The sequence below is a fragment of the Longimonas haloalkaliphila genome (genome assembly GCF_055379825.1).
The window spans coordinates 1,551,057-1,564,797 of sequence record NZ_AP043948.1; the positions used below are offsets into that span (position 1 = coordinate 1,551,057).

The following is a 13,741-nucleotide window of genomic DNA, read 5'->3' on the forward strand; positions in this document are numbered from 1 at the left end:
GACGGAGCCTTTCTACGAGACCGGTCCGGCGGATGCTCCATCAGCATAGCCGGTCAGCTCCACGTAGCCACGACCGGAGAGCGGAATCTCGCCCGACGTGCCGTCAATACGCACGGCGCCCTCCCAGTAGCGCACCGACACATCCATCTCCTGCCCCGGGAAGTACGAGTCAACGGTGAAGTCCAGGTCGTACTCCGGCAGGCGCATGCGCCAGGCCACCGGATACTCGCTTTCGTTGTCGATGGTGCTGGTCCACGTGTCGGTGACTTCGAGCTCCACGTCTTCGCGCTCAATGAGCGTAGACGACCCATCTTCTTCGACCAGAATGCCTTTGCTATAGGTGCTGGGCGTGCCGTCGTCGTTGCGGAGTTGATAGTACATGAGCTCGCGTCCGTCATCGAACTGCAGCGAGAACCAGTCCCACCCCTCCTGATCCTCGGCGAGCGCGCTGGTGCTCCATTCGCGGTCCATCCAGCTCTGGCCGGATACGGCAACCGTATCGCCTTCGATCATGATCTGGCCTTCGGTGTCGAGGCGGGTGTACGAGTAATAGTAGGAAGCGTTGCCCGAGCCAGGCCCTTTCTGGCTGAGGCCCCGGTCACCCTGAAAGACCGGGGGCTTACGCGGCGTGACGGTCAGGTCGATGGCCATCTGCTCGTCGCTCACATCCAGGTGCAACGGAAAGGTGGAATCGTCGGGTGTTGCATCGGGCGTTTGGGAGATGGGTTCTGCGCTGGCGATCTGCCAGTCGTCGAGCCACACGCGAAACGGCTGCGCCTGGGCCCCGGCAAGTCCGGCTCCGCCGCGGGCAAAGCGCTCCGTGCTCAGGTGCCAGGCCCGGTCGATATGGCTCATGCCGAAGTGCCCCATGTAGAACTGGTTGGTCCGCCAGTCTGCCGGATCGGCGTGCTCGGCATTGGCGGCGTCGGGCGGGGTAAGCGCAGAGCGGAAGATCGTGAACTTGAAGCCGTAGTGCTCTCCGTCGTCGCCGTCGAGGTTACCCGTGAGGTACCACCACTCGGTCTGGAAGCCCGGATGCGGGCCGTGGTCGTCGGGAAACGAAAAGTCGATCACGCGGTCGGCACGGTCGTATCCCGTCGTGTCGGTGCTACCCATGGCCTCCGCCACAGCCGTCGTCGTTCGGATGGAGGCCTCGTCGACAGCTGGCTCCGACAGCCAGTAGGCCCCAACTCCAAGAAGCAGGGCAATCGCGATGAGAATGAGCAGGAGGCGGTTCATGATAGGTACGAGTAGGCTCACAAAAGAATCTTTGAGGATGTCATCGCGAGGAGTGCCGCGTCGGTCACAAGCTCCTTCTTCGCGATGACAAGGTGTAAACGTATTTTGGGCGACCTGCTTAACAGAGTGCGTGGGGAAGCGTTGCGTGCTACTCCTCTTTCAGCGCGAGCGCCGGATTAGCGGTCGCCATTTTTCGTGCCGGATAGAGTCCGGCCAGAAGCGCAGCGCCGATGGCCAGGAGCACCGCCTGCAGCAAGATGCCAGCAGACACATCCATCTGAAGCGTCCAGCCAAAGGACCGCAGGTTGATCACGTAAATGAGCACGTAGGCCAGCGCATAGCCCAGCGGCAGCGATAAGAGTCCGGCAAAGAGTCCCATCAGGCCGGTTTGCATCGTCACGAGGCCGCCGACCTGGCCGGGGGTCATGCCGGAGGCGCGCATCACCGCAAACTCGCGGTTGCGCTCCAGCTGAAGTGCCATCAGCGCGGTAAGCACGCCGATGAAAGCGACGAGGATGGCAAGCAGCCGCAGCACATTCGTAACAGCAAACGTCTGGTCAAAGATGTCCATGGAGGCCTCACGCAGCGCCTGGTTGGACTGGATGAGCACGTCCTGCACGCCGCTGGCCTCGGCGCGTAGATCGGCAATCAGAGCATCTACATCGATACCGGGCGCGGCGGTGACGGCCACGCCCGACACGCGATTGTCGTTGTAGTGCCGGTCGTACGTCGTGCGGCTCATGAGCACGCTGCCCATGTCGGAGGCGTAGTCGAAGTAGACGGCGATTACCGGAAAGTCGCGCGCCCCCTGGTCGGTTTGCAGCGTGAGGGTGTCGCCGGTTGCTATGTCATAGCGATAGCTGTATGGCTCTGATACCAGCACCACATCCTCGCTGGCAAACGCATCCCACACGAGACCGTCTTGCGACTTGAGGCTGTAGGTGTCGGGGGTTCGCGGGCCGGGCGTAATGGCGATGAGCTCGGTGGGACCCACGTTGGCCGCCACATCTACGTTGCGCACGGTGTAGACATCGTCCACCCCGTCGGTGTCGCGGATCGCATCAACGAGGGCCGGAACGACAGTGGCGGTAGACCTGCGGAAGCTCGGGCTGGGAGCCTGAACGTACACGTCGGCCTGCAGCGATTGCTGGAGCCACGTTTCGACGGTGCCGCGAAAGCTGTCGATCATAATGCCGACGCCGATGGTGGCAGCAACCGCTACGGTCAGTGCGGCGATGGCTACGCCCGTGCGGCTCAGCGTGCTCACCACGCCCCGGGTCGCCATCCGGCCGAGCACGCCCGCCACGGCATTCATAACCGGGCGTGTAGCTGCGGCCATTCCTATCACAGCCAGTGGAGTGGCCGCGGTGGCGCCCAGAATGAGCAGGAGGAGTCCGACATAGCTCCACGCGATGCTTCCCCCAATTAGAGCAAGAATTGCAACGCCAACGCCGATGAGCACCGCGCCGCCGAGAGCCAGCACTGGAGCCCGCTGCTGAATATCGGATTCGGAGGTGGAGCGCTGCAAGACCATGCTCACCGGTGCATTGGCGGCCTCACGCGCCGGAAAGAGTGCGGCTACAAGCGTAAGGCCAAGTCCGAGTCCGGCTCCTTTGGCGAGCGTCCACGGCGCAATAGAGAGCTGCTGCACCGTAACCACGAAATAAAGGTCGGTGATTGTGCGGGTGATGATCTGCACCAGCCCCTGGGCGAGCACGATACCCGCGAGCACGCCCAGAATGGTCCCGGCCAGCCCGAGCACAGCCGCCTCCGACAGGACCAGGCGAAAGATCTCCTGCTTTGTGACGCCCAGTGCGCGCAGCCGCCCGATGAGCGGACGCCGCTGCACGACCGAGAACAGCATCGTGTTGTAGATGAGAAATGCGCCCACGACCAGCGCGAGCAGGCTCAGCGCCGTCAGGTTCAGATCGAAGGCGCGGGTCATCTGCGCGATGGTGTCGGTGCGGGTCTCCGAGCGCTGCAGATGGACCCCCTCTGGCAGCGCGGTCCGCAAGTGCTCCTCGGTCGACTCATCCTCGATGATGGCGTCGATGCGAGAGAGCTGTCCGCGCGCATCCAACAGGCGCTGTGCGGTTGCAATGTCGGTGACGATGAGATTTTCGACGGCCCGGCGGCTGCGCTCGTCGTCGGTCTCAAGCACGCCCATGAGTTCTACCGTGTGCTGCACGCCCTCGACCGACACGGTGAGCGACTGTCCGGGCTCTACGTCCAGCTCGCGGGCGGTCTCGGCGCCGATGAGGATGGTAGAGCGTGACAGAAGCGGCTCCAGCTCCAGGTCGCTATCCGGTCCGAATCCCGCATACGGACGAAACGGTCCTTCGGCAAACGGATCGACGCCCAGTAATTGAAACGTACGCGCCGTTTCGGCGGCTTCCAGCGTGGCGTAGCCTTCAATTACGGGAGCGATCGTGCGGAAGCGGTGCTCGGTGCGGAGGGCGCGGTAAACGTCTTCACTCAGCCCTTCGCCGGCCCCGACGACCTGATGGGTCGCCTCGCCGGTGACCGTGTCGGTGGAAAGACGAAAGGCATCGGAGGCGCTTGTATTGGCAAGGTCGATCGCTACGACGATGGCCACGCCCAGCGCGATGCCCAGCACCGAGAGTGCCATCAGCCAGGGGTGGCTGCGTAGGTACTGAGCACTGGATCGAGATAGCAGAGAAGACATGATCAGGAGTGGGTCGATAGCAGGGCGCTAAGAGAGCCGTCGTGGAGCGTGCCGTTATGGAGCGTGATCGTGCGATCCGCCTGGTCGGCCAGGCTCTGGTCGTGCGTAGCAACGAGGAGTGTGGTATCGTGCTCGCGCACCATGTCGGTGAGCAGACTGAGCACCTGGCGCCCCGTCTCATAATCCAGGCTGCCCGTGGGCTCGTCGGCCAGCAGCAAGAGCGGTTCGTGAGCCAGCGCCCGCGCAATGGCAACGCGCTGCTGCTCTCCGCCCGAAAGCCGGTCGGGGTAGCTATCGCCCCGGTCGGGCAGCCCCACACGCTCAAGCAAGTGGGACACGCGCGCATCCGCCTTGTCGGACTGTCCGCTCAGCTCCAGCGGCAGCGCGATGTTTTCCGCGACGGTGAGCGTCGGGATCAGGTTCAGCGACTGGAAGACAAAGCCGATGTGCTCGCGCCGAAAGCGGGTGCGCTCCGCATCCGACAGCGTTGTGAGGTCGGTGTCGTTATAGCGGATAACGCCCGAGTCGGGCCGGTCGATGCCGCTGACCAGATTCAAAAGCGTGCTTTTCCCGGCGCCGCTACGCCCCATGAGCACGAGAAACGCCCCCGCATCCACCTCAGCGTGCACGCCGTTGAGCACGGTGCGCGCAGTGTCGCCTTCTGCAAAAGACTTTCGGACATCAGAAAGATGGAGGAGGGCCATGTTGACAGAACGTATGTGATGATTGCCACTAACCGTGTCTCACCTGCAGAGTAAATGCGGTGTTCTCTGGATGCGTGGGTATTTGCACTTCGTTACGACGGTCGACGCGCCGTGAAGACAGATGACGGGAGGCGGGACTCTGCGGGCTGTTTCGGGCAGATCTCGTATGGGATGTGAGTTAAATTTCAAGAATGCGGGGAGCACCTGGATCCATCTACCGTATGGTTATTTGTATTTGTTTACCACTCTGCACAACGACACCAAAACCTGATGGATCATAAGGAAGGGGCATACAAAGTACGAGACCTGAGTTTAGCACCGAAAGGGCGCAAGCGCATCGAATGGGCAGAGAGCCGCATGCCGGTGCTCATGCGCCTGCGTGAGGAGTTTTCAGAGAGCAAGCCGTTCGAGGGGTACAAAATTGCGGGCTGCCTGCACGTTACGAAAGAAACGGCCGTGCTGATCGAAACGCTGGCGGCCTGTGGCGCCGAAGTGGCCTGGAGCGGATGCAACCCGCTCTCGACCAACGACGAAGTGGCTGCCGCACTCGCCGAGAACGGCATGACCGAAATCTACGCCTGGCACGGCCAGGATACCGAGGCGTTCTACTGGAGCATCGACCAGACCATCCAGCCGAAGGCGCCGCACCTGACGCTCGATGACGGCGCAGACCTCATCTTCCGCGTGCACTCGGAATACCCGGAGATGGCGGATACCATCGTCGGCGGCTCCGAAGAAACCACAACTGGTGTGCACCGCCTGCGCGCGATGGACGACGATGGCAAGCTGCTCTATCCGGTCTTTGCGGTGAACGATGCCGAAACGAAGTGGGACTTCGACAACGTGTACGGCACCGGTCAGAGCACAATTGACGGCATCCTGCGCGCTTCCAGTGTGATGCTCGCCGGCAAGAACTTTGTCGTAGCGGGATACGGACACTGCAGCAGCGGTGTGGCGATGCGCGCGAAAGGCATGGGCGCCAACGTGATCGTGACGGAAGTGAAGCCGACTGCGGCACTGAAAGCCACGCTCGACGGCCATCGCGTGATGACGATGGACGAAGCCGCTAAGATCGGCGACATCTTCGTGACGGCCACCGGCATGAAAAATGTCATTCGTGGACGCCACTTCTTGAGCATGAAGGATGGCGCGATTGTGTCGAACACCGGACACTACGATGTGGAGCTGAACCTCGAAGAGCTCGCTGAGCTTTCGGTCGATACGCGCGAGGTGCGTGAGAACAATCGCGAGTATACCATGGAGAACGGCAAGCGCGTCTTCGTGCTCGCCGACGGGCGCCTCGTGAACCTTGCGGCGGCCGAAGGGCACCCCAGCGAAGTGATGGACATGAGCTTTGCAAACCAGTTCATGGCGCACCTGAAGCTCGTGCAGAGCCATGAGTCCAGCGAGCAGCTGGGCCCGCACGTGATTGACCTTCCGGAAGAGCTCGATCAGGAGATCGCGCGCATCAAGCTCGACACGATGGGCATCGAAATCGACAGCCTTACGGACGAGCAGGTTGCCTACGCCACCGACTACTCGGCCGGCACCTGATGCGACCGATACACCGTAACGGTTGCTAATACCGGCCTCTGTACCCCAACATAAAACCGCCGCCCTCAGCAAACGCTGGAGGTGGCGGTTTTTGTTTGGGTGGTTTTTTGGCTGTATGGTGCCTTTTTTTGGCCCCGGTCGTCCGCCATGGGAGGTGGGCCGCCCCATTGCGTGGTCCAACTCGGCGTGTAGGGCGGCGTTGAGATCCTTCCGTATGACCTGCGGTGTGGGAAGAACCGCGCCCCGCTACGTCAAGTCATCCCGGAGGGTGCGTCCTCCGATCAAGTCACCCCAGACGCATCCCCCATCAAGTCATCCCGGACAAGGCGCCCTGCGCCGCCGATCCGGGATCCAGAACGTTGTATAGAGCACAGCCTGTGGGCATGCAGAGGTCAAGAATCCGGCTTCTAACTTTAAAAAAACCTGACAGGTCTCGGAGACCTGTCAGGTTTATAAGATAGAAAAGCCCTCTTTCACACCTTGTCATCGGGAGGAAGAAACTGGAGACGGCGTTCATCACATCCTTTTGAGAGAGGGGATCACTCCCGGCATGAAGGGCGGCGTTGCAATCCTTCCGCCTATGGGAGTCAGGATGACCCTGCGGTGTGGGAGGAGCCGCGCCCCTTTCATTCCAGACGCATCTCTCCCAAACTACGGCTCTACCGACTCCGCGTTGACCTCTGCATTCAACCCGCGGCGGCGCAGCAGCGGCTCTACCGCTGGCTCCTGGCCACGGAAGTCCAGATAGAGGTCCATCGCCTCCCAGCTGCCTCCACGCGAGAGGATCGTATCCCGGTAATGATCGCCGTTCTCGCGAGTCAGTCCGCCCTGATCCGTCATGTAGGCAAAGGCATCAGCGGCTAACACTTCACTCCAGATGTAGGCGTAATAATTGGCCGAGTAGCCGCCGGAGAAGATATGCGCGAAGTAGGGCGACTTATAGCGCGGCGGTACCGCCGCGTAGTCCAGCCCGTACTTGGCCAGCGCCTCTTGCTCAAACGCGAGCACGTCTTCGGGGACAGCGTCAGGTGTCAGTGTATGCCATTCCATGTCGAGCATGGTGGCCGCGAGGTACTCCTGCGTTTCGAAGCCCTGGTTGAAGTCACGGGCCGCGATGATGCGGTTGAGTAGCTCCTCTGGGATACGCTCGCCTGTTTCGTGATGGATGGCGTAGTTCGCCAGCACCTCGGGGTGGATGGCCCAGTCCTCCTCAAACGTCGATGGGAACTCCACAAAGTCGCGCGGCACCGACGTCATCGCTTGCGAGGGATACCGCGTGTCGGAGAACAGTCCATGCACGCCGTGCCCCATCTCATGAAAGAGCGTGGTCACGTTGTCGAAGCTGATAAGCGCGGGCTCGCCCTCCGCTGGTTTGGGAATATTCAGCACGTTGACGACCACCGGCTTCTTGTCGAGCAAGTGCGACTGCCCGACAAACGAGCTCATCCAGGCGCCGCCGCGCTTGGAGTCGCGCGCGAAGTAGTCGGCGTAGAACAGACCCAGTTGCTCGCCGTCGTGGTCGATAACGTCAAATACACGCACGTCGTCGTGATACACCGGCAGGTCGAAGCGCTCCTCGAAGGAGATGCCGTAGAGCCGGTTCATGGTGTAGAAGACGCCGTCCTCCAGCACCCGGTTAAGCTCAAAATACGGACGCACCTCCTGGTCGTCGATGTCGTACTCGGCTTCGCGTACGCGTTCAGCGTAGTACTCCCAGTCCCAGGGCTGCACGTCACCGTCGACGCCATCTGCCCGCATCTGTTCTTGAATCATGGCCGCTTCGCGTTCGGTATTGGCTCGCACGGCGGGAATCAGGTCGGTGAGCATGTCGAGCGCGTTCTCCGGACGTTCGGCGGTCTGGGGCTCCAGGGCGAAGTGCGCGAAGGTGTCGTAGCCAAGCAGCTGTGCCCGCTCGGCACGAAGCGCTGCCATGCGCTGGACCAGCGGGCGCGTGTCGATGCCTCCGTCCTGCCCGATGCCACGGTGCGCTGACGCTTCCCACACCCGCTGGCGAACGTCGCGGTTCTTCAGACTGGTGAGCACCGGCACCCGTGTGGTGTTGGTGATGGAGAGCAGGTACTGCCCGTCATGACCACGCTCCTCAGCGGCCTCACTGGCAGCGGCAATACGGTCGACGCTCAGCCCCTCCAGTTCGGCTTCATGCTCAACGAGCACGGCGCGCTCAGGCGTCATCGCAAGGAGCTTCTCCTGAAACTCTGTGCTGAGCGACGAAAGCTCCGCATTGATCTCCCGGATGCGCTGCTGCTGATCGCTATTGAGCAGCGCACCGGCACGCACGAAATCGCGGTACTCGTCTCGTAACAGCTTCGCAGACGCCTCGTCCAAGTCGAGATCATCTTGCTGCTCATACAGCGTCTGCACGCGCTCGAAGAGCGCAGCGTTCAGCCGAATGTTATCGGAATGCTCGGCCAGGCGCGGCGCCATCGCGGACTGGATCTGCTGGATTTCGTCGTTGGTGTGCGCCGAGGTCATGTTGTAGAATACCCGCTGCACCCGCGTGAGGAGCGCGCCCGACCGCTCCAGCGCGACAATCGTGTTCTCGAAGGTGGGCGGTTCCGGATTATCTGCAATGGCCTGCACTTCTTCCATCTGCTGCTCCATACCGGCTTCCATCGCCGGTCTGTAGTCTGCATTGGAGATGGCATCGAAGTCAGGCGCCTCAAAAGGAAGCGTGCTGGGTTCGTAGAACGGGTTGGTTGCGTCAAGCATCGCGTTGGGGGCGCTGGATTGCGCTTCTGAAGAGTAGGAAGTTCCGATCAGGAGAAAGCCGATCAAAACCCAGATCGGCAGGCATCTCAGGTTCATAGGTCTGTTTGGATTAGGGAGAGAGCGTGTGTATACACGGCCACAGGGTGCGCTGCGTAGTCGCTGAACGTGCAGCAGTAGCTATAGCAACAAGAACGAGTAATAGAGAAAACTGAACACATGTGGTTGTAAGTACAACTGCTGTAGCAATATCCCTTACCCTACGCCAAGTAGTGTGTGTCAGATCCACACGGTATGCTGCTGGCCGGGGTATCAAGATCCTATCGTGCAGTATTGGATTGTCGGTTCTACGTTTTGGACCGGATCCTGGTGGTAGAAAATCGAAGGGGGATCCTGAGGTGACATCATATTAGCGTTTCTGATCTGCCTATCGGGTGCTGTAACGCTTCCTTGGATGAGCATACATAGAGATGCCTTATGGACAGGTTGTGATTGCTCTGCACCTGTTTATATGAGCATTTATCCGGCAGTATACTTCTTATTAAACTACGTACATTCGTTATGGCTACGCAAACTGTATCCCCTGAAACGACTGCATCGACTACTGGATCAACAAAAACGGAACGTGCCATTGGTCCATGGGACTGGTGGCGTGGCGCGCTGGGCGGGTTCATTGGCAGTATGGGGTTTGGGCTTATGATGGCCTTTATCATGCCGCCTCCCTTGCTCGAAGTGGTAATCCCCAATATGTACGGCATTGCCGCTACGCCCGACAACCCGGCGCCGCTGGCCGGGTGGTTCTTCCACCAGTTCCATGGCGTAACGCTCGGACTGGCGTATGTAGCCTACGTGGAGTTGCCTGCGGTCCGTAACTGGATGGATGCCCGCACGCTATCAGGAGCGATTACGCACGGGCTTATCTGGGGCGTGGTTACGACGCTCATCCTTGCTGTGCTCGCAATGCCGCTCTGGCTGCAGGCGGTGGGCTTCCCGATGGCGCCGCCTTTCCCGAACATTGGGGCACCCACGATCATGAGCCTTATCGGACACCTTGTGTATGCGATGCCGCTGGCGATCCTGTACGCGATGTATCGTTCATCGTAGCAATAGCCAACGGGCTGACAAACAGCTGCACCAGACCGTTACAGAAAAGGCTGCCCACCCCGGCTATATAGCTGGGGCGGGCAGCCTGCGTTTGTGTCCCTCTGGTGTCTTTTTATCTATGCTTCTGTTTACGTGTCGCCTGCATATGCAGCCTTCGCTACCGAGAGAGCTGGCGTGCTGGGTGATCAGGATCGGGGGCGTCGACCCCACGGTCAGCCGGGTCGCCTTCATTGATCAGCGTACGTCGCCACCACCAGAGTCCACCCGCAACGAGAATGCCAAGGACAAAGCTCATACCTGCGTTTAGGATAGCGATGCGCCACTGGGTGCTGGCCAGTTCGGTAATGACGATCTCCTGACTGGCCCCAGGCTGCACCCGCACGTTGAGCGTTTCGCGGTTTTCGACGACCCCGATAAGCGAATGGGGAAGTGACATGCGTTCACGGGTAATGACAGTCCCATCGTCGAGCGTAACGCGCAAGCTCACGTAGTCGTATGTGACGTCAACGCGATCGGTCGAGAACACCTCCGTCACCTCGGCTTCGGCGTCGATGCCGGAATCCAGAGTGCTACGCAGCTCCAATCCCGACCACACCTGGTGGGCAGTCAGCCCAAGCAGAAGTACAGGAATGGCCCACGCAGCACGAGTGATCCATAGAGAAGCTGATGAGGAAGAGGACATAACAAGCAGGGCGTAGGAGCAGATCTAAGAAGCTACCTTAATGTACACCGTAGGCGGTAGCGGGATGCGCAGGCAAGGGGCTCAGGGTGCAAAGCATCCGTCAAAATAGACGGAGATTGCATTTGCATTGGGCACCTGCGGCACTCGTAAACGAATGCTACGCCAGAAAGAGATAAGGCTTCCAGGTGTCGTCGAGATTACCCACAAAGTCGCGAATAAACATCACGTAGCTCGGGCGGAACGGTGTACGGTTCAGCTCCATCCCCGCTTCTTCCGGGGTCATATCCCCCTTGCGGTTATTGCAGGTGACACACGCAGCGACCAGGTTCTCCCACGTGTCGCGTCCACCTCGTGACTTGGGCAGAATGTGGTCGATGGTCAGGCGGTCACGCGATCCGCAGTACTGGCAGGTGTGGTGGTCGCGTTTAAGTACGTTCTTGCGAGAGAGCATGACCTTCTTGTACGGAATGCGTGCATACGCCTTCAGGCGTACGATGCTTGGGTAAGGCATTCGCGTACTGGGCGACCGTACGGCCTTGCCATCTATTGCCTCGACCAGGTGGACCTTCTGCAGGTGCATGAGCACGATTGCACGCTGCACGCTGCACACGGTAAGAGCACTGTAGTCCTGATTCAAAACGAGTACATGTCCGTTCATTGCGACATGCCCCCCGCTTCACAGAGAAGCGTGTTTGTTGATATACCAATAGGATGCAAGCGAGAATGCTGAATACGGAAGAGTACAACCCTCGCCGGAAGACCGGCATTTTTGACACGTATAAAGGACAGTAGGCGATGCATAATACACACAATACTGCGTATTGTAGCCTTCATGGTTTGTTTCCCTAATGCCGCTACATGGCCTTCAGGGGGGCAAAATAAATTACTACGTTGCATCTTGAACCTCAGAAATCCGCCAAGTCGATCTGGACCAGTATGTAGAGCGTGTGTCTGCAGACAGGCAAAAGACGACAGATGGAAGGGAGCTGGAAGGGAGGCCTGCGATGCGCCACGCGACGACGGAAGTTTGCACAGGACATCAACTCCTCGGAAGAGCGTTCCAGGCAACCTGATGAAGCAGAGCATGAAAACTCCCGTTTCTGTCCCCAAACATTGGCGTGTGCCACGGCAGCAGCCTGATCGGACGCATACGTGCGCAAAGAATAGCATGCACAAAGAAAAAGCGTCTCCTGGCTAACCAGGAGACGCTTTCAAAGTTGGGGGCCGTATATTTATGCACACAGCACATGCTTATGCTGCTGTGCATTTGTAAGCTATGCCTCTTCAGGCACAATGTGCACATAACGGCGGTTGCCGCGGCTACGAGCAAACTGTACCGTGCCCGTTTCCTTGGCAAAGAGAGTATCGTCGCCACCACGGCCTACGTTCTTGCCAGGGTGGAATTTCGTGCCACGCTGGCGCACGATGATGCTACCCGCTTTCACGAATTCGCCACCGTATGTTTTTACGCCGAGATATTTGGGGTTGGAGTCGCGACCGTTTTTGGTCGAACCCATTCCTTTCTTATGAGCCATACCTACCTCTTTCGTCTGTGCTACAAGCGAATGCTGGGGCACTCAAGCGTGCAGGAAATCTCCTGCAGCAAGCGCCTATGCGGAGTGAACCGTTTCAATCTGAATTTTGGTGTACTGCTGGCGGTGTCCTCTTTTTACGCGGTACCGCTTGCGTCGTTTCTTCTTGAAGACGATAACCTTGTCGCCTTTCACGTGCTCAAGCACACGCGCCTCAACCGAAGCGCCGTCTACCGTGGGGGTACCAACGGTCGTTTCGCCGTCTCCGTTTGAAAGCAGCAGCACGCGGTCGATCGTGAGCGTGTCATCGGCCTCCGCGTCGGAATGATACGGCACGTAGACGGTGTCGTTTTCACGCACCTTGAATTGTTTGTCTTTAACGTCAACAATAGCGTACATAGGGATCTCTGCTTTGGAGCGCTGGATTGAGTACCACCGCGAGAGTGAATAATTTTGTTCAGACTCTGCCCACGGATGCCCTCGCGCAAAGTTTCGCTATTTTCTCCTATTACGATTCGTGTTTCTTATGAAACTGACCCTTCCAAACGGCCGCCAGCTCACGCCCGGTAAGCTGCTCTGCATCGGGCGCAACTATGCGAAGCACGCCGCTGAGATGAAAAGCGACGTGCCTGACCAGCCCATGGTCTTCCTAAAACCGTCGACAGCGCTCATCCGAACAGGCGACGCGGTGCGTATCCCGCAGGCGTCGTTGGAGGTGCATCACGAAGTCGAACTCGTGGCGGTGATTGGCACCGGCGGCAAGCACATCGCTGCCGAAGACGCGCTCGACCACGTGGCGGGCTACGCGGTCGGACTCGACATGACGGCGCGCGACATCCAGGCAGGTGCCAAGGAGCGGCGGCATCCGTGGTCGGTGGCGAAGGGATTCGACACGTTCGCGCCGCTCGGAGCCATCGTGCCGGCCTCTGAGGTTGCCGACCCGCAGCAGCTCACCCTTGGCGTGTCGGTCAACAGCGAGACGCGTCAGCAGGGCTCTACCAAGCATATGATCTTCTCGGTGGCGGAGCTGATTGCGTACTGCTCCTCCGTCTTTACGCTGGAGCCCGGCGATCTGCTCTATACCGGCACACCCGAAGGCGTGGGCCCGGTGGAGCCGGGCGATGTAGTGGAAGCGACATTTTCTGCTGGCCCTGGTCTCTCGGTACGTGTGGAGAAGGAAGAGCGGTAAGGTCCACCCCTCAGTCGCTTCGCGACAGCTCCCCTCTCCAGGGGAGCGGGTAGATCTCTACCCGGCGTAGCGCCTTTTGCAAATTCGACGAGAGACCGTTGGATTCCAAAAACGTACTTGTATCCTCGTCGTAAGGCTCCGCCTCGTGACGCGGCCGTTTAGGGCCTTGCCTGGATCTGCACGAAACCGGAAGCAGAGCGGCAAAACGCTGTCGCATCGCTTATTCCGCATTGCCCCGCCCCGACTTCCACACCAAAGTCATCCTGAGATCCCTCGGCTGCATGCCGACTCCTGTCGGTATGCGCTCGGGATGACAAGAGGGTG

11 protein-coding genes are annotated in these 13,741 nt (G+C 59.7%); 3 read left to right on the forward strand and 8 right to left on the reverse strand.

Annotated elements, in window-relative coordinates; all coding sequences use genetic code 11:
• Positions 1-12 precede the first annotated feature (12 nt).
• From ACZ48V_RS06155 to ACZ48V_RS06165, 3 genes are all read right to left on the reverse strand, one after another.
• Positions 13-1,239 carry a lipocalin-like domain-containing protein gene (locus ACZ48V_RS06155; RefSeq protein WP_464542606.1) on the reverse strand — a complete coding sequence of 409 codons (1,227 nt, stop codon included), beginning with the start codon at positions 1,237-1,239 and terminating at the stop codon, positions 13-15.
• A gap of 148 nt (positions 1,240-1,387) precedes the next feature.
• On the reverse strand, positions 1,388-3,925 hold the full coding sequence (locus ACZ48V_RS06160) for an FtsX-like permease family protein (protein ID WP_464542608.1): 2,538 nt from the start codon (positions 3,923-3,925) through the stop codon (positions 1,388-1,390).
• A gap of 2 nt (positions 3,926-3,927) precedes the next feature.
• Positions 3,928-4,629, reverse strand: a complete 702-nt coding sequence (locus tag ACZ48V_RS06165) for an ABC transporter ATP-binding protein (protein ID WP_464542610.1) — start codon at positions 4,627-4,629, stop codon at positions 3,928-3,930.
• Between the two features lie 270 nt (positions 4,630-4,899).
• Between ACZ48V_RS06165 and ACZ48V_RS06170 the strand changes: the two genes are divergently transcribed.
• Positions 4,900-6,183 (forward strand): adenosylhomocysteinase, encoded by a 1,284-nt coding sequence (locus ACZ48V_RS06170; RefSeq protein ID WP_464542612.1) that lies wholly within the window; start codon positions 4,900-4,902, stop codon positions 6,181-6,183.
• Between the two features lie 651 nt (positions 6,184-6,834).
• Here ACZ48V_RS06170 and ACZ48V_RS06175 read toward each other — a convergent pair.
• Positions 6,835-8,913 (reverse strand): M3 family metallopeptidase, encoded by a 2,079-nt coding sequence (locus tag ACZ48V_RS06175; RefSeq protein ID WP_464542614.1) that lies wholly within the window; start codon positions 8,911-8,913, stop codon positions 6,835-6,837.
• Between the two features lie 558 nt (positions 8,914-9,471).
• Between ACZ48V_RS06175 and ACZ48V_RS06180 the strand changes: the two genes are divergently transcribed.
• The gene (locus ACZ48V_RS06180; RefSeq protein ID WP_464542616.1) at positions 9,472-10,014 is read left to right on the forward strand and encodes a hypothetical protein; all 543 of its coding nucleotides are present in this window, start codon (positions 9,472-9,474) and stop codon (positions 10,012-10,014) included.
• Between the two features lie 157 nt (positions 10,015-10,171).
• On the opposite strand, the gene ACZ48V_RS06185 is transcribed toward ACZ48V_RS06180, so the two are convergent.
• The 4 genes from ACZ48V_RS06185 to rplU form a co-directional block, all read right to left on the reverse strand.
• Positions 10,172-10,696, reverse strand: coding sequence for a hypothetical protein (locus ACZ48V_RS06185; protein WP_464542618.1), 525 nt, complete (start codon positions 10,694-10,696; stop codon positions 10,172-10,174).
• A 157-nt stretch (positions 10,697-10,853) separates the two neighbouring features.
• Positions 10,854-11,354 (reverse strand): HNH endonuclease, encoded by a 501-nt coding sequence (locus ACZ48V_RS06190; protein WP_464542620.1) that lies wholly within the window; start codon positions 11,352-11,354, stop codon positions 10,854-10,856.
• A 616-nt stretch (positions 11,355-11,970) separates the two neighbouring features.
• A complete protein-coding gene (rpmA, locus tag ACZ48V_RS06195) occupies positions 11,971-12,231 on the reverse strand; it encodes a 50S ribosomal protein L27 (protein WP_098062765.1) in 261 nt (86 codons plus the stop codon).
• 75 nt (positions 12,232-12,306) lie between these two features.
• Positions 12,307-12,627 carry a 50S ribosomal protein L21 gene (gene rplU / locus ACZ48V_RS06200; protein WP_464542622.1) on the reverse strand — a complete coding sequence of 107 codons (321 nt, stop codon included), beginning with the start codon at positions 12,625-12,627 and terminating at the stop codon, positions 12,307-12,309.
• Positions 12,628-12,754: 127 nt separating this feature from the next.
• Between rplU and ACZ48V_RS06205 the strand changes: the two genes are divergently transcribed.
• A complete protein-coding gene (locus tag ACZ48V_RS06205; protein WP_464542624.1) occupies positions 12,755-13,417 on the forward strand; it encodes a fumarylacetoacetate hydrolase family protein in 663 nt (220 codons plus the stop codon).
• The last annotated feature ends 324 nt before the right edge of the window (positions 13,418-13,741 follow it).